Annotated in this window: 27 protein-coding genes; 9 read left to right on the forward strand and 18 right to left on the reverse strand. The window is 57.9% G+C overall.

The window, feature by feature from the left end; all coding sequences use genetic code 11:
• Positions 1 to 255: 255 nt before the first annotated feature.
• From ACOYXE_RS28815 to ACOYXE_RS28825, 3 genes are all read right to left on the reverse strand, one after another.
• On the reverse strand, positions 256 to 1,011 hold the full coding sequence (locus ACOYXE_RS28815; RefSeq protein WP_007916700.1) for a DeoR/GlpR family transcriptional regulator: 756 nt from the start codon (positions 1,009 to 1,011) through the stop codon (positions 256 to 258).
• A 95-nt stretch (positions 1,012 to 1,106) separates the two neighbouring features.
• The gene (gene glpK / locus ACOYXE_RS28820) at positions 1,107 to 2,609 is read right to left on the reverse strand and encodes a glycerol kinase GlpK (RefSeq protein WP_007916698.1); all 1,503 of its coding nucleotides are present in this window, start codon (positions 2,607 to 2,609) and stop codon (positions 1,107 to 1,109) included.
• Positions 2,610 to 2,686: 77 nt separating this feature from the next.
• Positions 2,687 to 3,538, reverse strand: coding sequence for an MIP/aquaporin family protein (locus tag ACOYXE_RS28825; RefSeq protein ID WP_141128446.1), 852 nt, complete (start codon positions 3,536 to 3,538; stop codon positions 2,687 to 2,689).
• 362 nt (positions 3,539 to 3,900) lie between these two features.
• Here ACOYXE_RS28825 and ybaK point away from each other — a divergent pair, with 362 nt between their 5' ends.
• Entirely contained in the window at positions 3,901 to 4,371 is a 471-nt protein-coding gene (gene ybaK, locus ACOYXE_RS28830; RefSeq protein ID WP_160059249.1) for a Cys-tRNA(Pro) deacylase, read from the forward strand.
• Positions 4,372 to 4,466: 95 nt separating this feature from the next.
• Complete coding sequence (locus tag ACOYXE_RS28835; RefSeq protein ID WP_160059248.1) at positions 4,467 to 5,249, forward strand: PhzF family phenazine biosynthesis protein; 783 nt, start codon at positions 4,467 to 4,469, stop codon at positions 5,247 to 5,249.
• Between the two features lie 118 nt (positions 5,250 to 5,367).
• Here ACOYXE_RS28835 and ACOYXE_RS28840 read toward each other — a convergent pair whose 3' ends face one another.
• Complete coding sequence (locus ACOYXE_RS28840) at positions 5,368 to 6,477, reverse strand: ABC transporter ATP-binding protein (protein ID WP_160059247.1); 1,110 nt, start codon at positions 6,475 to 6,477, stop codon at positions 5,368 to 5,370.
• Positions 6,474 to 7,394, reverse strand: a complete 921-nt coding sequence (gene argF / locus ACOYXE_RS28845) for an ornithine carbamoyltransferase (RefSeq protein ID WP_042704963.1) — start codon at positions 7,392 to 7,394, stop codon at positions 6,474 to 6,476. Before argF ends, ACOYXE_RS28840 begins: the two co-directional genes overlap by 4 nt.
• 404 nt (positions 7,395 to 7,798) lie before the next feature.
• On the opposite strand from argF, the gene ACOYXE_RS28850 reads away from it, so the two are divergent.
• From ACOYXE_RS28850 to grxD, 3 genes are all read left to right on the forward strand, one after another.
• The gene (locus ACOYXE_RS28850; RefSeq protein WP_460927185.1) at positions 7,799 to 8,089 is read left to right on the forward strand and encodes a hypothetical protein; all 291 of its coding nucleotides are present in this window, start codon (positions 7,799 to 7,801) and stop codon (positions 8,087 to 8,089) included.
• 134 nt (positions 8,090 to 8,223) lie between these two features.
• Positions 8,224 to 10,329, forward strand: a complete 2,106-nt coding sequence (locus ACOYXE_RS28855) for a molybdopterin oxidoreductase family protein (RefSeq protein WP_460927187.1) — start codon at positions 8,224 to 8,226, stop codon at positions 10,327 to 10,329.
• 97 nt (positions 10,330 to 10,426) lie between these two features.
• Positions 10,427 to 10,768 (forward strand): Grx4 family monothiol glutaredoxin, encoded by a 342-nt coding sequence (grxD, locus tag ACOYXE_RS28860; protein ID WP_007916674.1) that lies wholly within the window; start codon positions 10,427 to 10,429, stop codon positions 10,766 to 10,768.
• A 188-nt stretch (positions 10,769 to 10,956) separates the two neighbouring features.
• Here the strand turns inward: grxD and bfr are convergent, their stop codons facing one another.
• Positions 10,957 to 11,430 (reverse strand): bacterioferritin, encoded by a 474-nt coding sequence (gene bfr, locus ACOYXE_RS28865; protein ID WP_007916671.1) that lies wholly within the window; start codon positions 11,428 to 11,430, stop codon positions 10,957 to 10,959.
• A 200-nt stretch (positions 11,431 to 11,630) separates the two neighbouring features.
• The gene (locus ACOYXE_RS28870; protein WP_160059245.1) at positions 11,631 to 11,849 is read right to left on the reverse strand and encodes a bacterioferritin-associated ferredoxin; all 219 of its coding nucleotides are present in this window, start codon (positions 11,847 to 11,849) and stop codon (positions 11,631 to 11,633) included.
• A gap of 314 nt (positions 11,850 to 12,163) precedes the next feature.
• Between ACOYXE_RS28870 and ACOYXE_RS28875 the strand changes: the two genes are divergently transcribed.
• Entirely contained in the window at positions 12,164 to 12,766 is a 603-nt protein-coding gene (locus tag ACOYXE_RS28875; RefSeq protein WP_003227723.1) for a peroxiredoxin, read from the forward strand.
• Between the two features lie 78 nt (positions 12,767 to 12,844).
• On the opposite strand, the gene rnt is transcribed toward ACOYXE_RS28875, so the two are convergent.
• Positions 12,845 to 13,522 carry a ribonuclease T gene (gene rnt / locus ACOYXE_RS28880; protein ID WP_007916667.1) on the reverse strand — a complete coding sequence of 226 codons (678 nt, stop codon included), beginning with the start codon at positions 13,520 to 13,522 and terminating at the stop codon, positions 12,845 to 12,847.
• On the reverse strand, positions 13,519 to 14,565 hold the full coding sequence (gene pyrC / locus ACOYXE_RS28885; RefSeq protein WP_007916661.1) for a dihydroorotase: 1,047 nt from the start codon (positions 14,563 to 14,565) through the stop codon (positions 13,519 to 13,521). The genes rnt and pyrC overlap by 4 nt, the downstream gene beginning before the upstream one ends.
• Before the next feature lie 160 nt (positions 14,566 to 14,725).
• Between pyrC and ACOYXE_RS28890 the strand changes: the two genes are divergently transcribed.
• Both ACOYXE_RS28890 and ACOYXE_RS28895 read left to right on the forward strand, forming a co-directional pair.
• A complete protein-coding gene (locus tag ACOYXE_RS28890; RefSeq protein WP_160059244.1) occupies positions 14,726 to 15,634 on the forward strand; it encodes a flagellar protein MotY in 909 nt (302 codons plus the stop codon).
• A 129-nt stretch (positions 15,635 to 15,763) separates the two neighbouring features.
• Positions 15,764 to 16,981: an argininosuccinate synthase gene (locus ACOYXE_RS28895; RefSeq protein WP_016986656.1), complete on the forward strand. Its 1,218-nt coding sequence runs from the start codon at positions 15,764 to 15,766 to the stop codon at positions 16,979 to 16,981.
• Between the two features lie 133 nt (positions 16,982 to 17,114).
• Here the strand turns inward: ACOYXE_RS28895 and ACOYXE_RS28900 are convergent, their stop codons facing one another.
• On the reverse strand, positions 17,115 to 17,831 hold the full coding sequence (locus ACOYXE_RS28900) for a hypothetical protein (RefSeq protein WP_160059243.1): 717 nt from the start codon (positions 17,829 to 17,831) through the stop codon (positions 17,115 to 17,117).
• Between the two features lie 506 nt (positions 17,832 to 18,337).
• Between ACOYXE_RS28900 and ACOYXE_RS28905 the strand changes: the two genes are divergently transcribed.
• Positions 18,338 to 18,964 (forward strand): response regulator transcription factor, encoded by a 627-nt coding sequence (locus tag ACOYXE_RS28905; protein ID WP_007916656.1) that lies wholly within the window; start codon positions 18,338 to 18,340, stop codon positions 18,962 to 18,964.
• A gap of 89 nt (positions 18,965 to 19,053) precedes the next feature.
• On the opposite strand, the gene ACOYXE_RS28910 is transcribed toward ACOYXE_RS28905, so the two are convergent.
• The 8 genes from ACOYXE_RS28910 to metG form a co-directional block, all read right to left on the reverse strand.
• Positions 19,054 to 19,230, reverse strand: coding sequence for a PA3496 family putative envelope integrity protein (locus ACOYXE_RS28910; RefSeq protein WP_174244477.1), 177 nt, complete (start codon positions 19,228 to 19,230; stop codon positions 19,054 to 19,056).
• A gap of 106 nt (positions 19,231 to 19,336) precedes the next feature.
• Entirely contained in the window at positions 19,337 to 19,975 is a 639-nt protein-coding gene (gene nth / locus ACOYXE_RS28915; protein WP_160059242.1) for an endonuclease III, read from the reverse strand.
• Entirely contained in the window at positions 19,972 to 20,553 is a 582-nt protein-coding gene (locus ACOYXE_RS28920; protein ID WP_160059241.1) for an Rnf-Nqr domain containing protein, read from the reverse strand. Before ACOYXE_RS28920 ends, nth begins: the two co-directional genes overlap by 4 nt.
• Positions 20,550 to 21,155: an RnfABCDGE type electron transport complex subunit G gene (locus ACOYXE_RS28925; RefSeq protein ID WP_460927194.1), complete on the reverse strand. Its 606-nt coding sequence runs from the start codon at positions 21,153 to 21,155 to the stop codon at positions 20,550 to 20,552. The genes ACOYXE_RS28920 and ACOYXE_RS28925 overlap by 4 nt, the downstream gene beginning before the upstream one ends.
• Complete coding sequence (locus tag ACOYXE_RS28930) at positions 21,152 to 22,135, reverse strand: RnfABCDGE type electron transport complex subunit D (RefSeq protein ID WP_160059239.1); 984 nt, start codon at positions 22,133 to 22,135, stop codon at positions 21,152 to 21,154. Before ACOYXE_RS28930 ends, ACOYXE_RS28925 begins: the two co-directional genes overlap by 4 nt.
• Complete coding sequence (gene rsxB, locus ACOYXE_RS28935) at positions 22,122 to 23,330, reverse strand: electron transport complex subunit RsxB (protein WP_460927197.1); 1,209 nt, start codon at positions 23,328 to 23,330, stop codon at positions 22,122 to 22,124. The genes ACOYXE_RS28930 and rsxB overlap by 14 nt, the downstream gene beginning before the upstream one ends.
• On the reverse strand, positions 23,327 to 23,896 hold the full coding sequence (locus tag ACOYXE_RS28940) for an electron transport complex protein RnfA (RefSeq protein WP_160059237.1): 570 nt from the start codon (positions 23,894 to 23,896) through the stop codon (positions 23,327 to 23,329). The genes rsxB and ACOYXE_RS28940 overlap by 4 nt, the downstream gene beginning before the upstream one ends.
• A gap of 114 nt (positions 23,897 to 24,010) precedes the next feature.
• Positions 24,011 to 26,062: a methionine--tRNA ligase gene (gene metG, locus ACOYXE_RS28945; protein WP_160059236.1), complete on the reverse strand. Its 2,052-nt coding sequence runs from the start codon at positions 26,060 to 26,062 to the stop codon at positions 24,011 to 24,013.
• Between the last annotated feature and the right edge of the window lie 27 nt (positions 26,063 to 26,089).

The raw sequence follows: 26,089 nt of genomic DNA on the forward strand, positions 1-26,089 counted from the left end.
TTGATTTTCTATATTGGAAATCGAACATGAATGTTCATTTGCGAAAATGGTAGCCCATAAACACGCGCGCAGCCAGTCACGTTCGATTGAAAAAACTCATCGAAGGGCGGTTAAAAGAAAATTTTCGAACATTTACGGGCAGATCGTTCCCATGCGCAGCAAAGGAATGCATCCATCGACGCTCTGCGTCGGCTTTTGAGGTGGGACGCAGAGCGTCCCGGGCTGCGTTCCCACGCGGAGCGTGGGAACGAGTAACTAGACGACTTCCAGGCGAATCTTGTGCTGACTCAACAACTGCGCCAGCGCCGGTACCGGCTGCTGATCCGTGACCAAGCAATCAATCAGACTGATTGGCCCCAACCGGATCATCGCATTGCGCCCGAACTTGCTCGAATCCGCCGCCAGAATCACCTGTCGTGCATTGGCAATGATCGCCTGCGAAACCCGCACTTCCTGATAATCGAAATCCAGCAAGCTGCCATCTTCATCAATACCGCTGATCCCGACCAGGGCGAAATCAACCTTGAACTGATTGATGAAATCCACACTGGCCTGGCCGACCACGCCGCCATCACGACGAACATTACCGCCGGTCAGCAGTACATCGAAATCATCCTTGGCACTGAGCATTGACGCTACGTGCAGGTTGTTGGTGATGATCTTCAGGTGATTGTGATTGAGCAGGGCGCGGGCAATCGATTCGGTGGTCGTGCCGATGTTGATGAACAGCGAGGCGTGATCGGGTATCTGTGCGGCGATGGCTTCACCGATGCGTTGTTTTTCATCGCGCATCTGATCGGCGCGCATCGCATAGGCAGTGTTTTCGACGCTGGAATCGTAGGCAGCACCGCCATGGTAGCGACGCAGCAGATTGGCTTCCGCGAGCTGATTGATATCGCGGCGGATGGTTTGCGGGGTTACAACGAACAGCGTGGCCATTTCCTCGATGCTCACATAGCCGCGTTCGCGGACCAGCTCGAGGATTTGCTGCTGACGGGGAGGCAGATTCATGGGGCTTCCTTTGGGCTGCCGTGCAAAATTTGCCCATGATGCCGCAGGAATCCGCTCCCTACCAGTTACATACAGATACGAGTACTCAGGTTGGCTTATTCAGCGTCTTCACGCGCCCAGTCACGGGTACGGCTGACGGCTTTTTTCCAGCCTTTGTACAACTTCTCTTTTTCGACTTCGTCCAGGCTCGGTTCGAACTCGCGCTCGATTACCGCTTTGCCGCGCAGTTCTTCCAGGCTGCCCCAGAAACCGCACGCCAGACCGGCCAGATATGCCGCACCGAGTGCCGTGGTTTCGCGCATTTGCGGGCGCTCAACCTGCGTGCCGAGGATGTCGGCCTGGAACTGCATGAGGAAGTTGTTCGCTACCGCACCGCCGTCCACACGCAGGGCCTTGAGGCGTTCGCCGGAGTCCTGTTGCATGGCGTCGAGCACGTCGCGGGTCTGATAGGCGATCGATTCCAGCGCGGCGCGGATGATGTGATCGACGCGAACACCGCGCGTCAGGCCGAACAGCGCGCCACGGGCATACGGGTCCCAGTATGGAGCGCCTAAACCTGTGAACGCCGGCACCAGGTACACGCCGTTGCTGTCCTTCACTTTATTGGCGAAGTATTCGGTGTCGTGGGCGTCGTTGATGATCTTCAGTTCATCGCGCAGCCACTGTACGGTCGAACCGCCGTTGAACACCGCGCCTTCAAGCGCGTAAGCGACTTCGCCACGCGGACCGCAGGCGATGGTGGTGAGCATGCCGTGCTGGGATTTCACCGCTTTGTCGCCGGTGTTCATCAGCAGGAAGCAGCCAGTGCCGTAGGTGTTTTTCGCCTGGCCCGGCTCGACGCACATCTGACCGAACAGAGCAGCCTGCTGGTCGCCAGCGATACCACCGATGGCGATGCCGCTCTTGGTGCGACCGTAGATTTCCGAAGAAGCCTTCACTTCAGGGAGCATTTCACGCGGAATGTCGAGGATTTCCAGCATCTTCGAATCCCACTCCAGCGAGTGAATGTTGAAGAGCATGGTGCGCGAGGCGTTGGTGTAGTCGGTGACGTGTACCTTGCCGCCGGTGAATTTCCAGATCAGCCAGCTATCGACGGTGCCGAACAGCAGTTCGCCGTTGCGCGCACGCTCGCGGCTGCCTTCGACGTTGTCGAGGATCCACTTCAGTTTGGTGCCGGAAAAGTACGGGTCGGTGACCAGGCCGGTGTTGTCGCGGATGTACTCTTCGTGACCGTCGCGCTTGAGCTGCTGGCAGATCTCGGTGCTGCGGCGGCACTGCCAGACAATGGCGTTGTACACCGGGCGGCCGGTGGTCTTGTCCCAGACCACGGTGGTTTCGCGCTGGTTGGTGATGCCGATGGCGGCGACCTGGTCGTGGTGCAGACCGGCCTGGGCCAGCGCTTCAACCATTACTGCGCTCTGAGTGGCGAAGATTTCCATCGGGTCGTGTTCGACCCAACCGGCCTGTGGGTAATGCTGAGCGAACTCGCGCTGCGCGGTGCAGACCACGTTCGCATCGCGGTCGAAAATGATCGCGCGAGAGCTGGTCGTACCCTGATCGAGGGCAATGATGTAGTTCTTATTCTGAATGTCGGTCATGTCGATTGCCTTGGACGAAATAAGGGAGAGTGGGCCGTGGCACAGGCTCTATTGGGCAGGAGCCTGCGCCGACTGTTTCAAGAAGTTCTTGGTTTGCCGTCAATGGCCGGTTCTGCATCCTTTGTAGCAGGTGTGGCGCCGGTCAGGTGACGGGCGATGAGCCCGCGATACCCGGCAGCGCCGAGGCAGGCACCGACAATCGGTGCAAAAATCGGAATCAGGAAGTACGGAATATCGCGGCCGCCAGTGAAGGAAATTTCACCCCAGCCAGTAAAGAAAGTCATCAGTTTCGGACCGAAGTCACGTGCCGGGTTCATCGCAAAACCGGTCAGCGGGCCCATCGAACTGCCGATCACCGCGATCAGCAAGCCGATCAGCAGCGGCGCCATCGGGCCTCTTGGCAGGCCATTATTGTCATCGGTCAGGGCCATGATCACGCCCATCAGGATTGCGGTGATGATCATCTCGACGAGGAATGCCTGCGCGGTCGACAGTACCGGATTCGGGAAGGTTGAGAACACCGAGGCCAACTCGAGGCTGGCGGCCGAGCCGCGAACCATTTGGTGAGTTTGTTCGTAATCGAAGAAAAGATTGCTGTACAGCGTGTAAACCAGCAGCGCTCCGCAGAAGGCGCCGGCGATCTGGGCAAGAATGTAGAACGGCAGTTTGCGCTTTTCGAAGTCGGCGAAAATGGCGAGTGCGATGCTCACGGCCGGGTTCAGGTGCGCGCCGGAAACGCCGGCAGTGAGGTAGATCGCCATGCTCACGCCGACGCCCCAGATGATGCTGATTTCCCACAAGCCGAAGCTGGCGCCCGCGACTTTGAGCGCGGCAACACAGCCGGTGCCGAAAAAGATCAGTAGTGCAGTACCCAGAAACTCGGCCATGCATTGGCTCGAGAGCGTTGGTTGCTGTAAAGCAGTTGTCATTGAAAACCTCGGTTTTTGTTGTTGTCTGGCGTCTTGCCGATAGGGCAGGGCGCGATTTTCACCAGGTAGGAATCCCCATTCCGTTCCCGGTTTACTGCTGGGTGCTGCGGTGACGATAATTCTTACATTATTCAGATTCGAAAAAATATAGACAAGAAACAAACCTGTCAAAGGTCGAAAGTGAACCGTCGGTCACAATAAAACTATTCGTTGCGTGAATGATCCTGTGTCGTCCACGCGCGATGGTGTTTGCAGAATGTCTGCAAGCCACGGGAATCGTGGCTTGGGATAGAGCCTTTTGGGGGCTGATCGCCTAGAATCCGACGCAGCATTTTTCTGTCACTGCCGAGCCTGGAGCTGCCATGACCCCTGCGTTGGACTTGTTGAAAAAAGTTCGTGCCGAACATCGCGTGCACAGTTACGAACATGACCCCAAAGCCGCGTCCTATGGGCTGGAGGCCGCAGAGAAACTGGCACTGGAACCGGCGCAGGTGTTTAAAACCTTGCTGGCGGCCAGCGAAAAAGGCGAGTTGCTGGTGGCGGTGGTGCCGGTCGTCGGAAGCCTCGATCTCAAAGGTCTGGCGCATGCGGCGGGGGTGAAAAAAGTCGAGATGGCTGACCCTGCGGCGGCCCAGCGCTCCACCGGTTATCTGTTGGGAGGCATCAGTCCGTTGGGGCAGAAAAAGCGCCTGCGCACCTTCATCGATAACTCGGCTCAGGGTTTTGCGACTGTTTATGTCAGCGCCGGTCGGCGTGGTCTGGAAGTCGAATTGGCGCCGGCCGTGCTCGCCGAACATACCCAGGCAAAATTTGCCGACATTGGCCGCGCGTAATCGTTATCGCTGTATGCAGAAAATTGCCCGGTTCTGTCACTGGCGCTGAGCGCATCGTGGTTGCATGCTCTGGCGACTGACTTAGGGAGAAGGTTATGCAGCTCGAGTTTCATCAGGTCGACGCGTTCAGTGATCGGCCGTTCAGTGGCAATCCCGCGATGATTTACCGGTTGGATGCATGGCTTGCGGATGAGCTGATGCAAAACATCGCAGCGGAACACAATCTGGCGGAAACCGCGTTTCTGGTCCGCGAAGGTCAGGCGTGGCACATTCGTTGGTTCACCCCGACCACTGAAGTGCCGTTGTGCGGGCACGCTACGCTGGCCAGTGCTTATGTGCTGTTCGAGATCTACAAAGAAACCGCCGAGCGAATCGACTTCACCAGCAAGTCCGGGCCATTGAGCGTCAGCCGTGAAGATGGCCGCTTGTGGCTGGATTTCCCTTCGATTGTGCCGTCAGAGATTGGTGTGACGCTGGATGTCGAACGCGCATTGGGCGTTGAAGCCGTTGATGTGCTCGGCTCCAACGAATTGTTTGTGGTGTTGGAATCGGAGCAGGCGGTGCTTGATTGCAAACCGGACATGGTTGCACTCGCCAAGCTGCCGTGGCTGGGCGCGATCGTCACGGCGCGGGGTAATCAGCACGACTTCGTCTCGCGCTATTTCGCACCGGCGATCGGCATCAATGAGGATCCGGTGACCGGGTCGACGCATTGCAGCCTGATTCCGTATTGGTCGAAGCGACTGGGTAAGTCGAGCCTGACCGCCTGTCAGCGTTCGGCGCGGGGTGGGGAGCTGTTCTGTCGGCTAGAGGGCGAACGGGTGAAGATTGGCGGCAATGCGACGCTGGTTGCGAGCGGTACATTGTTGTTGGACTAGCCCAAAAACACTGTGGGAGCGAGCCTGCTCGCGAATACGGTCGGTCAGTCAAATCATCTGTGACTGATACATTGCATTCGCGAGCAGGCTCGCTCCCACAGTTTTGATCCAGAGCAGATCAGAGGGCGGTGCTGTAGCGGCGGACGCCGTTTTCCGCAGCCGGGATTTGTGCGGCGGTGCTGCCCGATGCCTGGAACAACACCAGGTGTTCGGCGGCAACACGAATTCCCACTTCCGCGCCAACCTGATGATCCGCATGGCTTGGGAAGATCGATTCCAGCTGCGCGCCCGTCGGCAATTGCAGACGATACAGCGTCGACGCGCCAAGGAACGTCTTGCCGACAATCCGCGCTTTCAGCGCACTGTCCGGCGCATACACAATGTCATCCGGACGCAACAGCACATCCACCGCGCCGCCAATCGGCCATGTATAAGCGCGATTGCCGCGCAACTCACCCAGTTCGGTCTGCACCGATTCCGGGCTGCCGAGCTGGCCGCGAATAAAGTAACCCTGACCGATGAAGCTGGCCACGTAAGGCGTTGCCGGCTCGTGATAGAGGTTGTACGGCGTATCCCACTGTTCCAGTCGACCTTCCTTGAACACGCCAACGTGGTCGCTGACGGCAAAGGCTTCTTCCTGGTCGTGAGTCACCAGAATCGCACTGGTGCCACGAGCCTTGAGGATGTCGCGCACTTCATGGCTGAGCTTGCGCCGCAGTTCGCCATCGAGGTTGGAGAACGGCTCATCGAGCAGCAGCAGTTGCGGTTCCGGCGCCAAGGCTCGGGCGAGGGCGACGCGCTGTTGCTGGCCGCCGGACAACTCGTGCGGGAAGCGCTTTCCAAGGTTCTTCAGATTGACCAGTTCGAGCAGCTCTTCGGTGACGCGCTCCTTGTTCGGATGCTTGCGAATACCGAAGGCGATGTTGTCGGCGACGCTCAGGTGCGGGAACAGCGCGTAATCCTGGAACACCATGCCGATCCGGCGTTTCTCCGGCGCCAGGGTGAAACCGGCGCTGGAAATGGTTTCGCCACCGAGGGTGATCTCACCTTCGTGCACCGGTTCGAAACCGGCGATGGCGCGCAGGGTGGTGGTCTTTCCGCAGCCGGACGAGCCGAGCAGGCAGCCGATGTCGCCGGCGTTGAGGTGCAGATTGAGGTTCTGCACCACACGTTGATCTTGATAACCGCAAGCGAGGTTGCGCAGGTTCAGCAGTAATTCATGGCTCATGCGTGGTGATATGCCGGTTCGACGAGGAACTCGAGCAGGGCCTTCTGTGCGTGGAGACGGTTTTCTGCCTGATCCCAGGCGACGGAGCGCGGGTCATCAAGCAGGTCGAGACTGATTTCTTCGCCACGGTGCGCTGGCAGGCAATGCATGAACAGCACGTCCTCGGCAGCGAGGTCGAGCAGGGCACGGTTGACCTGGAACGGCGCGAACAGCTTGAGGCGCTTGGCAGTTTCCTCTTCCTGACCCATCGAAGTCCAGACATCGGTGCTCACCAGGTGCGCGCCGCGCACGGCGTCGGCCGGATCGCGAACGATGGTCACGCGATCGCCGGCCTTGGCGACGAACTCAGGATTTGGTTCGTAGCCTTCCGGGCAGGCGACGCGCAACTGGAAGTCGAACTGGATCGCCGCTTCTATATAGCTGTTGCACATGTTGTTGCCGTCGCCGATCCAGGCCACGGTTTTGCCCTGGATCGAGCCACGATGCTCAAGGAACGTCTGCATGTCGGCCAGCAACTGACACGGATGCAGGTCATCGGACAGGCCGTTGATCACTGGTACGCGCGAGTTGGCGGCGAATTCGGTCAAGGTGCTGTGGGCAAAGGTACGGATCATCACCGCATCGAGCATGCTCGACATGACGATGGCGCAGTCGCCGATCGGCTCGCCACGGCCCAGTTGAGTGTCGCGCGGCGACAGGAAGATCGCCTGGCCGCCGAGCTGGATCATGCCGGCCTCGAACGAGATCCGGGTGCGGGTCGAGGATTTCTCGAAGATCATGCCCAGCACGCGGTTTTTCAGAGGCTCGAACAGTACGCCGCGGTTACGCAGGTCCTTGAGCTCAACGCCTCGACGGATCACGCTGACCAGCTCTTCGGGCGTGCAATCCATCAGGGAGAGAAAGTGCCTTGCGCTCATCATTGACTACCTTTTTGCTACAAACCGCAGATGCTCAAAGCCTTGTTTAACTGAACAACGGGCGAGACCTGCGGCGTAAGCCGCACGGGGCGACGAAATAGGGGGAGGCGCGATATTGACACTAAATGTCGCGTTTTTCCAATAGACTACGGTTTTTGCGGGAATCGAAGGGTGCACTGGATGTTGCAGTCGCGTATTTTCAGCCTGGTTCAGAGGCGCCGCGAGACTCTTTGTACACTGGCCTCGCAGGGCTTGGCAATGCGGCGTGGCGGGGATCGTATCGCTTGGGTCGGTTTACGACCGTGGCGCCATGCCATCATTTGGTCGGATGCTCTGGCTGAAACATTTGCTAAAGCAAAGTGCTGGGTTATAAATAAGTTTCGAGCGACGCAGGAAGCCTCCGCATGGAATCGAAAGAAAAACTGTTAATGGAATTGCTGGGCCACACGGCTCGCTCACTGACTCATCTCACCGCGTCGGTCACCTCAATGTCTTTCGAACTGCTGCGCAGCGAAGACGAAGTGGTGAAGAGCGCCGGTCGCCATATGATCGATCGCATGGCGACCATCAGCGCCGACCTCGACGAACACTGGCGATTGATCGGCGAACTCACCGGCGTGCACGTCGCCCACGAGCAGATCGAAACCATCCAGGAAATTCAGCTGGCCGCGCCGCCGCAGTTGCCGTCGAACTGATCATGGCGGTTTATCGGCTCACCTGATAGGCGTCGATTCACAAGACGAACGTCGCTGGCGCCTGAACGGCCCCGGGGCCATAGTTTTGTTCCCGCGGGCGTGATTACCCGCCCAGAACAAGACAGAGACTGGCCATGACCAAGACTCTCCATCACCGTGCCTGCCACCTGTGTGAAGCCATTTGTGGTCTGACCATAGAGACCACCGAAACCGACGGCAACGTCGCGATCACCTCGATCAAAGGCGATTCGCTCGACATCTTCAGCCGTGGCCATATCTGCCCCAAAGCCGTGGCGCTGCAAGATATCCAGAACGATCCGGATCGTCTGCGTCAGCCGATGCGCCGGGTGGGCAGTGAGTGGCTGCCGATCGAGTGGGACGAGGCGTTTACGCTGGTGGCCGAGAAACTGGCGGCAATTCAGGAGCGTCATGGGCAGAATGCAGTGGCGGTCTATCAGGGCAACCCGAGCGTGCACAATTACGGGTTGATGACCCACAGCAACTATTTCCTTGGGTTGTTGAAGACGCGTAATCGCTTCTCCGCGACGTCGGTCGATCAGTTGCCGCATCACCTGAGCAGCTATTTGATGTACGGCCACGGCTTGTTGCTGCCGATTCCGGACATCGATCACACCGATTTCATGCTGATCCTCGGCGGCAATCCGCTGGCGTCCAACGGCAGCATTATGACCGTGCCGGATGTTGAGAAACGTTTAAAGGCAATCCAGGCGCGCGGCGGTAAAGTCGTTGTGGTCGATCCACGGCGCAGCGAGACGGCGGCCATGGCTGATCAGCACTTGTTTGTGCGCCCGGGCGGCGATGCGGCGTTGTTGTTTGGCGTGCTCAACACGCTGTTCAGTGAAGGCCTGACCCGCGACAGTCATCTGCCGGTTGATGGTATGGACGAAGTGCGTGCAGCCGTCGCAGGTTTCACTGCTGAAGCCATGAGCCCGCTGTGCGCCGTGCCTGCTGAGCAGATCCGCCAACTGGCCCGCGACTTCGCCGCAGCGCCGAGTGCGGTGTGTTACGGACGGATGGGCGTCTCGACCCAAGCCTTCGGCACCCTGTGCCACTGGGTGGTGCAATTGATCAACCTGGTCACCGGTAATCTTGATCGCGTCGGCGGCGCACTGTGCACCGAACCTGCGGTGGATCTGGTGGCGTCGACTTCTGGCGGGCATTTCAACAAATGGCAGAGTCGCGTTTCCGGGCGTCCCGAGTATGGCGGCGAGTTACCGGTCTCGGCGCTGGCCGAAGAAATGCTTACCGAAGGCGAGGGCCAGATTCGTGCGCTGATCACCGTCGCTGGCAACCCGGTGTTGTCGACGCCGAACGGGCGGCAACTGGAGCAGGCGCTGGACGGTCTGGAGTTCATGGTCAGCATCGATCTGTACATCAACGAAACCACGCGCTATGCCGACCTGATTCTGCCGTCGACCTCGGCGCTGGAAAACGATCACTACGACACGACGTTCAATCTGTTCGCGGTGCGTAACGTAACCCGCTTCAACCGCGCGATCCTCGCCAAGCCAGAGGGCGCTTTACATGACTGGGAGATCTTCGTCGGCCTGGCCAAGGCTTTCGCCGAGAAGACCGGTAAAGAGCTGAAGCCGACCATGCCACCGGCGAAGATGATCGACATGGGCCTGCGTATGGGGATGTACGGCGACGCGTCTGAGCAAAAGCTGTCACTGGCGACGTTGTTCGATCATCCGCACGGGATTGATCTGGGTGCGCTGAAAGCGAATCTGGCGTCGCGCTTGAAAACGCCGAATCAGCGCGTGCAGGCCGCTCCGCCAGAGATTCTCGCTGACCTTGCACGTTTCGCTGCCTTGCAGGCGCCGGCCGTCGATGAACTGTTGATGATTGGCCGTCGCCACGTACGCAGCAACAATTCGTGGATGCACAACTATCACCGTCTGGTGAAGGGCAAGCCGCGTCATCAGTTGCTGATGCACCCGGATGATCTCGCCAGTCGTGGGCTCAACGATGGTCAGCTTGTGCGTGTCAGTTCGCGGGTCGGCCAGATCGAGGTGGAAGTGCTCGGCAGTCTGGACATGATGAAAGGCGTGGTCAGTTTGCCGCACGGCTGGGGCCATGCGCGCCCAGGTGTGAAAATGGCGATTGCCAGTGGCCAGCCCGGATCGAGTGCCAATGACCTGACCGATGAATGCCAGCTTGATGAGTTGTCGGGTAACGCGGCGCTTAATGGCGTGCCAGTCACGGTGGCAGCGGCCTGAACGTGACTGTCGGGGAGACCGAGCATGGCGCTCGGGATTCCGTTACAATGCGTCACCGTGCCGACCCATGAGTCGGAAAGTTCAGCCGAGGTGCTCCATGGATATCATCGAAACGATTAAAGAGCAGATTGCCAACAACACCATTCTGCTTTACATGAAAGGCTCGCCGAATGCCCCACAGTGTGGCTTTTCCGCGAAAGCTGCACAGGCTGTGATGGCGTGTGGCGAAAAGTTTGCGTACGTGGACATCCTGCAGAACCCGGAAATCCGCGCCAACCTGCCTAAGTACGCCAACTGGCCGACTTTCCCGCAACTGTGGGTTGGCGGTGAGCTGGTCGGCGGTAGCGACATCATGACCGAGATGGCTGCAGATGGTTCGTTGCAAACCACCATCAAGTCGGCTGTTGAAGCGGCAGCGGCGAACAAGTCCGAAGCCTGATAAGGCTGGGTCTCACCCGACACTTCCTGCTTGTGTAGGAGCTGTCGAGTGAAACGAGGCTGCGATCTTCTGATCTTCAGCCAATAAAAAGCCCCGCCACTCGAAAGAGGGCGGGGCTTTTTAGTGCGTTCGAAAAGTTACTGCAAGTTGCCGGTGCAATCTGAAGCGATCGCAGCCGGCGGCAGCGCTTACTCTTCGCCCATCTGCGATTGCAGATAGTTCTCAAGACCTACTTTATCGATCAGGCCCAGTTGGGTTTCCAGCCAGTCGATATGTTCTTCTTCGGATTCGAGAATGTCTTCAAGCAGTTCACGGCTACCGAAGTCACCGACGGTTTCGCAATGCGCGATCGCGGTCTTCAGGTCAGCGTGGCCGGTCTTCTCGATACGCAGGTCGCACTCAAGCATTTCCTTGGTGTGCTCGCCGATGTGCAGCTTGCCCAGATCCTGCACGTTCGGCAGGCCTTCGAGGAACAGGATGCGCTTGATCAGCTTGTCCGCGTGTTTCATCTCGTCGATGGATTCTTTGTATTCGTGCTTGCCGAGCTTGTTCAGACCCCAATCTTCATACATGCGCGCATGCAGGAAGTACTGATTGATCGCGACCAGCTCATTGGCAAGGATCTTGTTGAGATGCTGGATGACTGTAATGTCGCCTTTCATGATCGGAGTCCTGCCCTGTATTCGCTGTATATACGGCAGAGTTTGAGCTTCGTACTTATAAGTGTCAAACCTAAGTTATTGAATAATATATGAAAATTAATCGGAATAAGAATGTTTGTGTTCCGCGTCTGGACGCTAAGCAATTGATTTTCAGGCATAAAAAAACCGGACATAAGTCCGGTTCTTTGAAATAGGGGGTATTACGCGGCAGTAAATTCTACCGGATAGGGGATCGCAGCCTGGGACGTTTGCAGCTTGGTCAGGGTTTCGCGGACCACTTCCTTGGCAAGGCAGGCACATTTGCCGCATTGGCTGGCGACGCCGGTGGCCTGGCGGACTTCTTTATAGCTGCAGCAACCTTCATAGATCGCTTCGCGGATCTGTCCGTCGGTGACGCCAGTGCAGAGACAAACATACATAAGTGAGAACCGTCGCTGGTTGTGACTCAATTGCGATGGATCTTAATGTTAACGAGAATGATTGTCAAAGTGCTTTCGGAACGCTTCTGCTGATTCACAGCCATCACTGACGAACGGTATTTGCTGGCGATTTGCCTGGCCCCGTAAATGCAGCACCGTTATGCGTCTGCTTTGAAAAACCGTTAAGGACAGGCCAAATTCGCAGTGTATGATGGTCGGCCCTTGCGAAGGGGGTTCGTGTCACAGGGCTGTCGCCTGAGGGTGGCAGGCTGGCGCGGACCCTGAACTTCAAGTTTTTACACCAGGAGATATCAATGAGCGTACTCGTAGGCAAACAAGCCCCTGACTTCACCGTCCCGGCCGTACTCGGCAATGGCGAGATCGTTGACAGCTTCACCCTGTCCTCGGCCATCAAAGGCAAATACGGCCTGGTGTTCTTCTACCCACTGGACTTCACCTTCGTCTGCCCGTCCGAGCTGATCGCTCTGGACAACCGCATGGCCGACTTCAAGGCACGCAACGTTGAAGTGATCGCTGTGTCGATCGACTCGCACTTCACTCACAACGCATGGCGCAACACCCCAGTGAACAATGGCGGCATCGGCCAGGTGAAATACACCATGGCTGCTGACATGAAGCACGACATCGCCAAAGCCTACGACGTTGAATCCGAAGGCGGCGTGGCTTTCCGTGGCGCGTTCCTGATCGACGACAAAGGCGTTGTTCGCTCGCAGATCATCAACGACCTGCCACTGGGCCGTAACATGGAAGAGCTGATCCGTCTGGTCGACGCTCTGCAATTCCACGAAGAGCACGGCGAAGTCTGCCCTGCCAACTGGAAAAAAGGCGACAAAGGCATGAACGCTTCGCCAGAAGGCGTTGCGGCTTACCTGACCGAGAACGCTGCTGCCCTGTAAGGCGCAACGTCGAGGTACAAAAAAACCGGCTCATTGAGCCGGTTTTTTTATGCGCGGGATTTATCCGACGACCATCAATCAGTCGTCGAAATCTTCCCAGCCACCCATCTGTTTCCAGCGATTGACGATGCCGCAGAACAGCTCAGCGGTTTTTTCGGTGTCGTAACGCGCCGAGTGCGCTTCACGGCCGTCGAAATCGATGTCGGCGGCTTGGCAGGCTTTTGCCAGTACGGTTTGACCGTAGGCAAGACCGGCCAGCGTCGCGGTGTCAAAGCTGGAGAACGGGTGGAACGGGTTGCGCTTCATGTCCAGACGTGCGACCGCCGCGTTCAGGAAGCCGAGGTCGAAGCTGCTGTTGTGGCCGACCAGAATCGCGCGCTTGCAGCCGTTGGCCTTCAGCGCCTTGCGGATGCCACGGAAGATGTCGGTCAGTGCGGTTTCTTCGCTGACGGCCATGCGCAGCGGGTGATCGAGCTTGATCCCGGTGAACTCCAGCGCCGCTGCTTCGATGTTGGCGCCTTCGAATGGCTCAACGCGGAAGAAGTAGGTGTGATCCGGGTAAACGAAACCCTTTTCATCCATGGCGATGGTGGTCGCGGCAATCTCCAGCAACGCATCGGTGGCCGAGTTGAAGCCGCCGGTTTCTACGTCGACGACAACCGGCAGGTAGCCGCGAAAGCGTGCTGCCATCGGGTGACGGGAACCGCCACCACCACTTTGACCGTCCAGTTCGTCGTCGAAATGGTCTTCACTCACGCGTGTTCCTCCAGCAGGCGCCAGCGCAGTTTTTCACCGGCGCGCAGCGGGATAACGGTCAGCTCGCCGAAAGGCAGGCTGGTCGGGGCGGTCCATTCTTCACGAACCAGGGTGATGCGGTCGGTGTTCGCCGGCAGGCCGTAGAAACGCGGGCCGTTGAGGCTGGCGAAGGCTTCGAGCTTGTCCAGCGCGTTCCGCTGTTCGAAGGCTTCGGCATACATCTCGATGGCGGCGTACGCGGTGTAGCAGCCGGCGCAACCGCAAGCGGCTTCTTTGGCGTGCTGCGCATGTGGCGCCGAATCGGTGCCGAGGAAGAACTTGGCGCTGCCACTGGTGGCGGCGTCGAGCAGGGCTTCCTGATGTGTATTGCGCTTGAGAATCGGCAGGCAGTAGAAATGCGGCCGAATCCCGCCAACCAACATGTGGTTGCGGTTGTACAGCAGGTGATGCGCAGTGATGGTCGCGCCGACGTTGGCCGAAGCCTCGTTGACGAACTGCACGGCGTCGCCGGTGGTGATGTGTTCGAACACCACTTTCAGCGTCGGGAAGCGCTCGACGACGCGGCGCATGTGCTCATCGATGAAAATCTTTTCGCGGTCGAACACATCGACGTCGCCACGGGTGACTTCACCGTGGATCAACAGCGGCATGCCGACTTCGGCCATGGCTTCGATCGCCGGCAGAATCTTGTCGATGCTGGTCACGCCGGAGTCGGAGTTGGTGGTCGCGCCGGCCGGGTACAGCTTGGCGGCGTAGACAAAACCACTGGCCTTGGCTTCACGAATTTCTTCAGGCTGGGTGCGGTCGGTGAGGTACAGCACCATCAGCGGCTCAAAGCGACTGCCGGCCGGGCGGGCAGCGAGAATCCGCTGGCGATAGCCGTCGGCTTCAGCGGCGTTGCGCACCGGAGGTACCAGGTTGGGCATGATGATCGCGCGGCCAAAAGTGCGCGCAACATCGGCAACGGTATTGGTCAACACGGCACCATCGCGAAGATGAATGTGCCAGTCGTCGGGACGCAGCAGGGTCAGGCGGTCGGACATGAGGGGATTCCAGGCGGGTCAAACTGAGGCGAATGCTACCGGAAAAGACTCTTGCAGGCACTCGCTATCAAGTTTTGCGGGAACCTTCCGATATCCCGTAGGTATGCCGTAAACATAGTGTGAATCGGTCTTTGTGTTTCAGAAGCCAATGGAGCCTCCCGTGCGCCAGCGTTATTTAGCCTTGCTCAGTGTGTTTGCCAGCCTCCCCGCGATGGCGCTCACGTACCAGACCCGTCTGGAGAACATTGAGTGGACGGTCGCCGGCGACAAGTTCGAATGTCGTCTGACCCAACCGATCACCGATTTCGGCTCGGGTGAGTTCGTGCGCAAGGCGGGCGAGCAGGCGATCTTCCGCCTGAACGCCTACAACGCCATGCTTGGCGGTGGTTCGGCGACGTTGCTCGCGGCGGCTGCACCTTGGCAGCCGGGGCGTGGTGACATCAATCTGGGCTCCGTGAGGCTCGGCAGTGGCAACGTGCTGTTCAGCAGCTCACAGTCGCAGGCCGGCGGTCTGATCAGTGGTTTGCTGGACGGTCGCAGCCCGGTTGTACGTCGCGCGTCTGGCGATGGCCGTGTCTCGGAAGTGCGTTTATTGCCGGTGAAATTCAGCAAGGCGTTTAACGACTATCAGACTTGTGTAGCGAAATTGCTTCCGCAGAATTTCGACCAGATCAAGCAGTCGCAGATCGGCTTCCCCGGCGAGGGCGTTGACCTCGATGCCGCCGCCAAGGCCAAGCTGCAAGTGATGCTCGAATTCATGAAGGCCGATCCGACGGTCAATCACATCGAACTCGATGGCCATTCCGACAACAGCGGTAATCGTCTGACCAACCGTGAACTGTCGCGCCGCCGAGCGCTGGCAGTGGTCGACTTCTTCAAGGCCAACGGCATTCAGGAATCGCAGATCACCGTGCGCTTCCATGGCGAGCAATATCCGATCGTGCCGAACACCAATGCGGCCAATCGTGCGAAGAACCGTAGGGTCAATGTCAAACTGGCGCGCGTGGCTCCAGTGACCGCTCCAGCACCGCAAGCGAGCACGCCAGCCAGTACTGCAGCGACTTCCTGACCTGCCGGTCATCGTCGCGCTCTCGACAGATTCTGTCGCTTTGTCGTCTTAAGCTGTCGCGCCTCTGTAAATTATCGCGTTTGGGCGGTAGACTCCTCGGCTTTCCGTAGAACCCCGTGGAGTGATGGCATGGCGGACGTAAACAAGGTCGTTCTGGCGTATTCCGGCGGCCTGGACACTTCGGTGATCCTCAAGTGGCTGCAGGATACTTATAATTGTGAAGTGGTGACTTTCACCGCTGACCTGGGTCAGGGCGAAGAGGTCGAGCCGGCGCGCGCCAAGGCTCAGGCCATGGGCGTCAAAGAAATCTACATCGATGATCTGCGCGAAGAGTTCGTGCGTGATTTCGTGTACCCGATGTTCCGCGCCAACACCGTTTACGAAGGCGAGTACCTGCTGGGTACTTCCATCGCACGTCCGCTGATCGCCAAACGTCTGATCGAAATCGCCAACGAAACCGGCGCTGACGCCATTTCCCATGGCGCCACCGGCAAGGGCAACGACCAGGTGCGTTTCGAACTGGGTGCCTACGCACTCAAGCCTGGCGTTAAAGTGATTGCTCCTTGGCGCGAGTGGGACCTGCTGTCCCGCGAGAAGCTGATGGACTACGCCGAAAAGCACGCGATCCCGATCGAGCGTCACGGCAAGAAGAAGTCGCCGTACTCGATGGACGCCAACCTGCTGCACATCTCTTATGAAGGCGGCGTGCTGGAAGACACCTGGACCGAGCACGAAGAAGACATGTGGAAATGGACCGTCTCCCCGGAGAACGCTCCTGATAAACCACAGTACCTGGAACTGACCTACCGTAACGGCGACATCGTTGCACTGGACGGCGTCGAAATGACCCCGGCCACCGTGCTGGCAACGCTGAACAAGATCGGTGGCGCTCATGGTATCGGCCGTCTCGACATCGTCGAAAACCGTTACGTCGGCATGAAGTCCCGTGGCTGCTATGAAACCCCGGGCGGCACCATCATGCTGCGCGCTCACCGCGCCATCGAATCGATCACCCTGGACCGCGAAGTCGCTCACCTCAAAGACGAGCTGATGCCGAAATATGCCAGCCTGATCTACACCGGTTACTGGTGGAGCCCTGAACGTCTGATGCTGCAACAGATGATCGATGCTTCCCAGGTTAACGTGAACGGTGTCGTCCGCCTGAAGCTGTACAAAGGCAACGTGATCGTCACTGGCCGCAAGTCCGACGATTCGCTGTTCGACGCCAACATCGCGACCTTCGAAGAAGATGGCGGTGCTTACAACCAGGCCGACGCGGCGGGCTTCATCAAGCTCAACGCGCTGCGCATGCGCATTGCTGCCAACAAGGGCCGCAAGCTGTTCTGAGTGTTACAGACTGACGCGCAATGAAAAGGGCGGCCTTGTCATTGAGACAACGCCGCCCTTTTTACGTAAATTCTTTGGTTGTTTCTGTTCGAGTCATGTTCAGGGTTTCGCGCGTGGGGCAATGACTCCGCCTTCAGGCCCGCCCCAGTAGTGTCACCGCTTGTGAGCACAGGTTATAAACAATGCACAGTGTGTTGCCAGAGCCTTTCTTTATGTGCCTTATTTGCAGTAGTGCATTTTGCGTCAGTAAAACATCCGACACATGATTGGAAAGAAAGACGACCACACGGGCCGTTTTCCTGTCCAGGTTGCGGATATTTTCCACCATTGTGGCTAACTCTCTCGATGCATCGACATCTCTGGCATCTATGAGATGCAAATTACTGATCGATGCGGGCAACTGAATGTTGTGCTGAACAATCAGGCTCGGTTTTACGTTGCTGTCCGCAGGCGGGTCAGGTGCGTTGTGTACTTTGCACGAGTCTTTGCATTCGACAGTGCCAGTTTCGCTCGGCACTATACAACTGGAGAACCCGAATGTACCTGGTGTGCCAGGTTCTTGCGTCGAGGTGTGTCGTTTGTTCTCGCGATCATTGGTATCGATTACCTTCAGGAAGTTCTTGTCTTTACCGAAATCGGAAGGTGAATAGAGGGAACGGTAGTTGAAATTCAAGGTAATAAAGAAAAGAAATAGCAAGTAAAATGGAAAGCTGATCAGGAACCACACATAGATTTCCCTGTCCTTGTTGTCAAGGAAAGGCAGAGATACAGCGGCTGATGTTTCAGAGATGGCCGCAAATATGGCAATGACGGTCATTGGGTTGCTGATCTTTTTTTTTATTTTTAGCATGTTTGTACTCTTTTGCCTGGTCTTTCTCATGGTTAATAAGTTCGTATTGGTTGGGCATAGATAGTTTGGATTCAGTGTTTGTTTTTATAGCAAAAGTATAGTGCTTGGTATAAATATCTTGTTTCAAGTGTTTATGTTTTTCCCAGCGTTATAGTGCCGGTGCCACCGCTGTTGCTTTGTGTTTCCGATATTCCGATATTTTTCAGGCGCGCACATAGGCCCGGGCGCCAGCGCCGTTCGGGCGCAATGAGCTGCAGCGGCGAGGTGTGGGTTTTGCACCGGTGATCGTAGTCTGTAACAGGTTGAAAAGAGAATTTTTGCCTCCGGCGAAAGAGTCTGCGGTGTCGGATGTTTAGATGGACGGAGGTTTTTTGTAGGATTAATCCGCGATGGATGTAGGGCATGTCTCTCGATGCAAGTGCGTGTTAACACTGGCATGCCATAGAGCAAGTGACTGGGCTATTGTGCGTGTTCTAAAAATTCGAACAGCGAAACTGGACTTGCCCATGAATAAAGTGCTGATCGTGGATGATCACCCTGTCATTCGTCTTGCGGTACGTATGCTGATGGAACGTCATGGCTACGAAGTCATCGCAGAAACTGATAACGGTGTGGATGCATTACAACTTGCTCGAGAACAAATGCCGGATATTGTCATTCTGGACATTGGAATACCAAAACTTGATGGTCTGGAAGTTATCGCACGCCTGACTTCAACGGCCATGCCGATTAAGGTACTGGTTCTGACTTCCCAGGCTCCCGGGCACTTTTCCATGCGCTGCATGCAGTCGGGGGCGGCCGGCTATGTGTGCAAACAGCAGGACTTGACCGAGTTGCTCAGCGCAATCAAGGCCGTATTGTCCGGCTACAGTTATTTTCCCAATCAGGCTTTGCATACCGTGCGTACAAGTCTGGGCAATGCGAGTGAAGCCGATATGGTGGATCGTCTGTCCGGTCGGGAAATGATGGTGCTGCAGCAGTTGGCGCGGGGCAAAACCAACAAGGAAATTGCAGATGGCATGTTTTTGAGCAACAAAACCGTGAGCACTTACAAGACGCGCTTGTTGTTGAAGCTCAATGCGCGTTCTCTGGTTGATCTGATCGAATTGGCGCAGCGCAATGGTCTGGTCTGAATCTATCGATGGCTGACGGGGTCATGGGCCGATCAAGCTCAGCTAGCCGTACAAAGAGAAAAGCCTCCGGTTCGGGAGGCTTTCAAGTATCAGAGATCAAAATCGTAATCGGCCAATTGCCTTTGCAGTCGGCGCTCCTCAAGCAGGTTATCGATCGTACGGCGCTTGCTGAGATTGGTCTTGGCGACTTCGACCACAGGTTCGGCATCATCAGTTTCCGCAGTGAGATCGTCATCTACATCCAGTGTCTCTTTGTCGCTACTCATCAGCTAACTCCCGGCTAAGAATGCCTCTGGCGCTCCTTATATCGACATTCCTGCAGCGGGTAAAAAAGATTTTTTCAATCGACTTATCAACTATTCCAATAGCCGGTCAATCGTCAGAAGTTTTGTCTTTGTACTCGCACAAGTCTTCGATCCGACAACTCCCACACCGTGGCTTGCGGGCAAGACACACGTAGCGACCGTGAAGAATCAGCCAGTGATGAGAGTCGAGCAGGAATTCCTTGGGTACAAATTTCATCAGCTTGTTTTCCACTTCGACCACATTTTTGCCCGGTGCGATGCCGGTGCGGTTGCTGACGCGAAAGATGTGGGTGTCGACGGCCATGGTCAGTTGGCGGAATGCCGTGTTGAGTACGACGTTGGCGGTCTTGCGGCCCACTCCCGGCAAGGATTCGAGCTCTTCACGGGTTTGCGGAACTACACTGCCATGGCGTTCGACCAGCAGGCGGCAGGTTTCGATGACGTTCCTGGCCTTGCTGTTGTAGAGACCGATCGTCTTGATGTATTCCGATAGACCTTCGACCCCTAAAGCGTGGATCGCCGCCGGCGTATTGGCCACCGGAAACAGCTTCGCCGTGGCTTTGTTGACACCGACGTCAGTCGACTGCGCCGAAAGAATCACGGCGATCAACAGCTCGAACGGTGAGGAGTAGGCCAGTTCGGTCTTCGGCTCCGGATTGTCTTCGTGCAGGCGGCGGAAAATCTCCAGACGTTTTGCGGCATTCATGGGCGATGCGTTTCCTTGGATATCGAGTTCGGGCGAATCAACGCCTGGCGCGCCGCCAACAGCAGCGCCAACAAAATAAAAGCACCGGGGATCAAGGTGATCAGGTGCAGGCCTTCGCTAAACACAACTAGACCTGGCCAGTCTTCGGACAGCCCCCGGCCGAGACTACCGTGACCGATGAGTTCACGCAGCCCGGCGAGCAGCAACATCAATCCGCCGAACATGCCGCAGAGTTTCAAGCGCTCGACCAGCGATGAGCGCCAGAAGCCATTGTGCTCCAGTGCCACGCATTGCAAGGCTATCAGGCCGGCATAGAGGCCGAATGTTTGCTGCCAGGGCAGAAACCAGCGTTGCGCCAACAGGTCTGCACAACTGGTGAAAGTCGCGGCGAGCAGCAGGCTGGCCAGCAATGCGCTTGTGCCAGTGAGGCGAGACCGTAAAACAGGCATGCACGGGCCATACAGACCCACGACACTGGCGAACATCAATAATGCCCCCAGTGCGCCTGCCAAGGAGTCACTGGTGCCAAGCAGCAGTGTCAGCATCAAAGCATTCGAAAGGGCTGCCGAGCGGTTCATGTTCCGCTCCCCAGCAGTGCCGCCCGATGTTCATCGAAGTAGCGCAGGGCATCATGGATAGCGCTGATCGCCGCGCGAGAGGTGATGGTCGCACCGGCGATTTGATCGAACTGCCCCTGATCTTTTTTCAATGCCCAGCCAGCGTCATTCGGTTCACCGCGTGATTTGCCGTTGAAAACCTGAAGCCAGCGGTTCGGCCAGTCGCCAATGGGCCCACCGAGTGCCGGGGTTTCGTTTTGCTTGAGGGTTTTCACGCCGAGCAACTTGCCGTTGGCATCGATAGCAATCAGCAATTCAATGGCACCGGCGTAGCCCTCGGTCTGGTTACGCAGCAACACTGCAACGGTTTGACCATTCTTGGTTATACGGTAACCAGCCGCGAGCGTGCTATGGCTCAGACCGGTATCGGTCAGTGTAATTGGCCGTTCCAGCGGTTGGTTGTCGTAGCTGTCAGGGGGAAGCATGTCGAGCAGTTTGCGACTGTCGACCAGGCGCTGCTCAGCAGCGATCTGCGGTGCGCTGCTGCGTTGCAGCAGGTACGTCGCACCAATGCCGACCACCGCCCACAAGAATAACGTCAGTGCGCTGGCCGTGCGGTTCATGAACTCACCTGTGGCTGACGACTCGCGGAAAATCGTTCCAGCGCCGGCACGCAAAGGTTCATCAGTAGCACTGCAAACGCGACGCCATCCGGGTAACCGCCCCAACTGCGAATCAGGTAAGTCAGTAAGCCGACACCGATGCCAAACAGCAATCGGGCAAGCGCCGTTCTGGCGCCGGAGACCGGTTCAGTGATGATGAAGAACGCGCCCAGCATGGTCGCGCCACTGAGCAGGTGGAACAGCGGCGAACCCTGAGAGTCCGACCCGGAGCCATTCCAGAACAGCAGGCTGACAACAAACAGGCTGCCGAGCATGCCTGCTGGTGCGTGCCAACCGAAGATCCGGCGCTGCAGCAAAACCAGCCCGCCGGCGAGAAACGCCAGATTCACCCATTCCACACCGTGGCCGCCAAAGCGACCGAACGCCGGATTGCTGGCGAACAATTCGTCCATGGTCAGGCTTTTGTTGATGCGCAGGCTGTCCAGCACGGTAGCTTGCGCCCAGGCGTCCGGCGCCTGGCCTGCGCCGAATACCTGTTGAAACGTTGCCGTCAGATCCAGGCCATGGGCCGGCCAATGGGTCATCGGCTGCGGGAACATCACCATGGCCAAGGCAAACCCGAGCATCGCCGGATTGAATGGATTTCTACCGACGCCGCCGTACAAGTGCTTGCCAAACAACAGACCCGAGGCAATCGCCGTCACCGTCAGCCACCACGGGCAATAAGGCGGCAGGGCGGCGGCCAGCAATGTCGCGCTGACCAGCGCACTGCCGTCACTTAGTGTCGGCTGCAATGGCTGTCGACGCAGTCGGAGGACAGTTGCCTCGACTACCAGCGCGGTGACGATCGCCAACAGCAGATTGATTAACACGCCCCAGCCATACAACCAGAACAGCGTCAGCAGCCCCGGCAAGGCGGCGAGCAGCACCAGTTTCATCGCCTGTGGCAGGCGATCGTCCGGTGCCTCAAGGGGCGACATGATCTTGCACCTGGCGCTCGGCGTCTTGCAGGCGGGCGCGGGCCTTGTCGAGGGTTTCGATGGGCGTGTCGGCGCGACGTTCGAGTTTGTTGAGGTCCGCGCGGGCGTAGGCCAATTCGGTTTTCAACTGGCGAAGCTGGCTGTCGATCGGGCGTTTTTCGACGCGCACCAGGTCAGGCAACGGCTGATCGCTTGTGGCTTCGGCGGCGTGCAGGGCCTGTTCGGCGTCGCGCAATGCTTGTTCCCGCGCGGCGATCTGCTCGGGCGCCGCTTCGGCGGTTTGTGCCTTTTTCAGTTCAGCGCGGCGCATGGCCAACTGAATCTTCGCCCGTTTCAGATCAGCGTCTTTGGCTGGGGCAGGCACTACGGGCGCTGGCGTAGCGCTGCTTTCAACGGCCGCCAGAGCTTGTTCGGCGGCTTCGAACTGCTGCTGCAATACGATCAGTTGCGCCTGCTGCTCGAACGTCGGCGGGTGGCCGAAGGCCTTCAGCGATTTGTGCAGTTGCGCACGGCTCATTGCCACATCAATCTTGGCTTTCTTCAGCGCCGCATCAGCGGTCGCCGCTTTCTGCGCACGCACCCGTTCCAGTGCTGCCTGTACCGGATCGGTTGCAGTCACTTCAGGTTGCGCCGCCCGTTTTGCCCGCGCTTCACGCTCTGCCTGCTTTTGTTGTTCTTCGCGTTGCAAGCGCTCGTTTCGACGCTCGAAACGTTGACGCGCGTGATCGCGTTTGGCCGCCCGTGCGCGCTGTTCTTCAAGATTGAATGCCAGACCGCCAACCACCGGCAACGTGCTCGGTGGCAATGGATGCATTTCGATGCAATCCACCGGGCACGGCGCAACACACAGGTCGCAACCGGTGCATTCGTCAATGATCACCGTGTGCATCAGTTTCGCCGCGCCGACGATCGCGTCGATCGGGCAGGCCTGAATGCATTTGGTGCAGCCAATGCATTCGGCTTCACGGATGAACGCCACCTGCGCCGGCGCTGCGCCGCGACTGATGTCCAGTTCCAGCACCGGTACTTTCAACAGTTCAGCCAGCGCGGCGATGGTTTCGTCACCACCCGGCGGACACTTGTTGATCGGCTCGCCTGCGACGATGCCTTGCGCATACGGCTTGCATCCGGGATGGCCGCACTTGCCGCACTGGGTCTGCGGCAGAAGGGCATCGATGCGTTGAATCAGACTCATGTTTTGATCAGTCCACTGAATCCGAGAAAAATCACTGCGATCAATCCGGCGCTGATCAAATCGATCGGCAAGCCACGAAAGGGCAGGGGAATATCGTTGTCGGCCGTACGTTCACGCAAATCCTGGAACAGGCTCAGTACCAGCCAGAAACCCAGCCCGGCACCGAGGCTCAAAGTGGTCGCCTGCAGCAGACCTCGATCGTTTTGCGCATTGATCAGTGCCAGCCCGAGCACGCCGGCATTGCCCAGCAACAATGGCCACAAACCTTCGAAAGGCAGATTCGGCAGCCTGCGCGCCAGCAGCTTCAACAGTGGCGCAATCAGCAACACACTCAACGGCAGAAACACGAACAGGCGCAGGGCTTCAAGTTGCAGCGGCCTCAGCAGCCAATGCCAGACCGCGTAACTGGTAACGCCAACGATCAGCATCAGACACAACGTCGCCAGCCCCAGCGCATGCACCTGTCGACGACTGGCCGCGAGCAGCGGATCGACGCCCAGCGGCCAGTGCAACACGAAGTTGTTGAGCAGCGCAGCACTGATAAGCGTAAGCACGAGTTCGGTCATGGTTCTGCCAGCGAAACGGGCGGATGTCTCTTAAGGTTAGGCATTATCCGGCCAGATATGAAAAATCCCACAGGCATGCGGTGCACGCCTGTGGGATCGGTCTGCCGCCGAGTGTTACTTGATGCGCTGACCCGGCTTGGCGCCGCTGTCCGGGCTCAGCAGGTAGATCTCTTCACCGCCAGGGCCTGCTGCCATCACCATGCCTTCGGAGATACCGAACTTCATTTTCCGTGGCTTGAGGTTGGCGATCATCATGGTCAGGCGACCATCGAGCTTGGACGGGTCCGGGTATGCGCTCTTGATGCCCGAGAACACGTTGCGTTGCTCGTCACCGATGTCGAGGGTCAAACGCAGCAGCTTGTCAGCACCTTCCACGTGTTCGGCCTTGACGATCAGTGCGACGCGCAGGTCGATCGCGGCAAAGGCATCGAAGTCGATTTCCGGCGACAGCGGGTCCTTGGCCAGTTCGCCATTGCCGGCCGGGGCGGCGGCGCCGGTGTCGGTCTGGCTGGCGGTGAGGTCTTCTTTCGAGGCGTCGCTCATGGCTTGTACTTTTACCGGGTCGATGCGGGTCATCAACGGTTTGAATTCGTTGAGCTGGTGGTTGGCCAGCAGCGTGGTGTGGTCGTTCCAGGTCAGCGGGGCGACATTGAGGAACGCCTCGGCATCGGCGGCCAGCAGCGGCAGCACCGGCTTGAGGAAGATCACCAGTTGGCGGAACAGATTGATGGCGGTGGCGCAGATCGCCTGGACTTCATCCTGTTTGCCTTCCTGCTTGTTCAACGACCACGGTGCCTTGTCGGCGATCCAGGCGTTGGCGCGGTCGGCGAGGGCCATGGTTTCACGCATGGCGCGGGCGAAGTCGCGAGCTTCATAGGCATCCGCAATGCTTGGCGCTGCGGCGAGGAAAGCCTCAGTCAGCTCCGGCGCAGCATTGGTGTCGACCAGCAGGCCGCCGTTACCTTTCTGGATGAAACCGGCGCAACGGCTGGCGATGTTGACCACTTTGCCGACCAGGTCGGAGTTGACCTTCTGCACGAAATCTTCGAGGTTCAGGTCAAGGTCATCGACGCCACGGCCCAGTTTGGCTGCGTAGTAGTAGCGCAGGTATTCCGGCGACAGGTGATCCAGATACGTACGGGCCTTGATGAAGGTGCCGCGCGACTTGGACATTTTCTGGCCGTTGACGGTCAGGTAGCCGTGTACGTTGATGCCGGTCGGCTTGCGGTAACCGGCGCCTTCAAGCATCGCCGGCCAGAACAGTGCGTGGAAATTGACGATGTCCTTGCCGATGAAGTGGTACAGCTCGGCGGTGGAATCCTTGGCCCAGAACGCGTCGAAATCCAGATCCGGCGTGCGGTCGCAAAGGTTCTTGAAGCTGGCCATGTAGCCGATTGGCGCGTCGAGCCACACATAGAAATACTTGCCCGGCTCGCCCGGGATCTCGAAACCGAAGTACGGCGCATCGCGGGAGATGTCCCACTGTTGCAGGCCTGCGTCCAGCCATTCGGCGATCTTGTTGGCGACGGCGTCCTGCAGGGTGCCGCTGCGGGTCCAGGTCTGCAGCATTTGCTGGAAGTCCGGCAGCTTGAAGAAGAAGTGCTGGGAATCCTTGAGCACCGGAGTGGCGCCAGAGATCGCAGATTTCGGATCCTTCAAATCAGTTGGTGCATAGGTCGCGCCGCATTTTTCGCAGTTGTCGCCGTACTGGTCTTCGGTGCCGCATTTCGGGCAGGTGCCCTTGATGAAGCGGTCGGCCAGGAACATTTTCTTTTCCGGGTCGAAATACTGGGTGATCGAGCGTTGGGCGATGTGCCCGGCGTCACGCAGCTTGATGTAGATCTGGCTCGACAGCTCACGGTTTTCTTCGGCGTGAGTGGAGTGGAAGTTGTCGAAATCAACCAGGAACTCGGCAAAGTCGGCGCTGTGTTCAGCCTGCACATTGGCGATCAGTTGTTCCGGGGTGATGCCTTCCTTTTCCGCGCGCAGCATGATCGCCGAACCGTGGGCGTCGTCGGCGCAGACGTAAATGCATTGATTGCCGCGATGCTTCTGGAAGCGCACCCACATATCGGTCTGGATGTATTCCAGCATATGGCCAAGGTGAATCGAACCGTTGGCGTAGGGCAGGGCGCTGGTGACGAGGATCTTGCGTGGTTCGGACATGTGGGGCTTCGCTACTTGATGAAACGG

The sequence above is a fragment of the Pseudomonas sp. MC6 genome (assembly GCF_054790575.1).

Bases quoted from the DNA above. Each gene is read 5' to 3' on its own strand.
- ACOYXE_RS28815 (WP_007916700.1), bottom strand. From the start codon at position 1,011: ATGAATCTGCCTCCCCGTCAGCAGCAAATCCTCGAGCTGGTCCGCGAA.
- ACOYXE_RS28835 (WP_160059248.1), top strand. From the start codon at position 4,467: ATGCAGCTCGAGTTTCATCAGGTCGACGCGTTCAGTGATCGGCCGTTC.
- grxD (WP_007916674.1), top strand. From the start codon at position 10,427: ATGGATATCATCGAAACGATTAAAGAGCAGATTGCCAACAACACCATT.
- bfr (WP_007916671.1), bottom strand. From the start codon at position 11,430: ATGAAAGGCGACATTACAGTCATCCAGCATCTCAACAAGATCCTTGCC.
- ACOYXE_RS28925 (WP_460927194.1), bottom strand. From the start codon at position 21,155: ATGAACCGCACGGCCAGCGCACTGACGTTATTCTTGTGGGCGGTGGTC.
- pyrC (WP_007916661.1), bottom strand. From the start codon at position 14,565: ATGTCCGACCGCCTGACCCTGCTGCGTCCCGACGACTGGCACATTCAT.
- ACOYXE_RS28905 (WP_007916656.1), top strand. From the start codon at position 18,338: ATGAATAAAGTGCTGATCGTGGATGATCACCCTGTCATTCGTCTTGCG.
- metG (WP_160059236.1), bottom strand. From the start codon at position 26,062: ATGTCCGAACCACGCAAGATCCTCGTCACCAGCGCCCTGCCCTACGCC.
- ACOYXE_RS28825 (WP_141128446.1), bottom strand. From the start codon at position 3,538: ATGACAACTGCTTTACAGCAACCAACGCTCTCGAGCCAATGCATGGCC.
- ybaK (WP_160059249.1), top strand. From the start codon at position 3,901: ATGACCCCTGCGTTGGACTTGTTGAAAAAAGTTCGTGCCGAACATCGC.
- ACOYXE_RS28940 (WP_160059237.1), bottom strand. From the start codon at position 23,896: ATGACCGAACTCGTGCTTACGCTTATCAGTGCTGCGCTGCTCAACAAC.
- nth (WP_160059242.1), bottom strand. From the start codon at position 19,975: ATGAATGCCGCAAAACGTCTGGAGATTTTCCGCCGCCTGCACGAAGAC.
- ACOYXE_RS28895 (WP_016986656.1), top strand. From the start codon at position 15,764: ATGGCGGACGTAAACAAGGTCGTTCTGGCGTATTCCGGCGGCCTGGAC.
- ACOYXE_RS28840 (WP_160059247.1), bottom strand. From the start codon at position 6,477: ATGAGCCATGAATTACTGCTGAACCTGCGCAACCTCGCTTGCGGTTAT.
- argF (WP_042704963.1), bottom strand. From the start codon at position 7,394: ATGAGCGCAAGGCACTTTCTCTCCCTGATGGATTGCACGCCCGAAGAG.
- rsxB (WP_460927197.1), bottom strand. From the start codon at position 23,330: ATGAGTCTGATTCAACGCATCGATGCCCTTCTGCCGCAGACCCAGTGC.
- ACOYXE_RS28900 (WP_160059243.1), bottom strand. From the start codon at position 17,831: ATGCTAAAAATAAAAAAAAAGATCAGCAACCCAATGACCGTCATTGCC.
- ACOYXE_RS28875 (WP_003227723.1), top strand. From the start codon at position 12,164: ATGAGCGTACTCGTAGGCAAACAAGCCCCTGACTTCACCGTCCCGGCC.
- ACOYXE_RS28930 (WP_160059239.1), bottom strand. From the start codon at position 22,135: ATGTCGCCCCTTGAGGCACCGGACGATCGCCTGCCACAGGCGATGAAA.
- ACOYXE_RS28870 (WP_160059245.1), bottom strand. From the start codon at position 11,849: ATGTATGTTTGTCTCTGCACTGGCGTCACCGACGGACAGATCCGCGAA.
- glpK (WP_007916698.1), bottom strand. From the start codon at position 2,609: ATGACCGACATTCAGAATAAGAACTACATCATTGCCCTCGATCAGGGT.
- ACOYXE_RS28855 (WP_460927187.1), top strand. From the start codon at position 8,224: ATGACCAAGACTCTCCATCACCGTGCCTGCCACCTGTGTGAAGCCATT.
- ACOYXE_RS28920 (WP_160059241.1), bottom strand. From the start codon at position 20,553: ATGAACCGCTCGGCAGCCCTTTCGAATGCTTTGATGCTGACACTGCTG.
- ACOYXE_RS28850 (WP_460927185.1), top strand. From the start codon at position 7,799: ATGGAATCGAAAGAAAAACTGTTAATGGAATTGCTGGGCCACACGGCT.
- ACOYXE_RS28910 (WP_174244477.1), bottom strand. From the start codon at position 19,230: ATGAGTAGCGACAAAGAGACACTGGATGTAGATGACGATCTCACTGCG.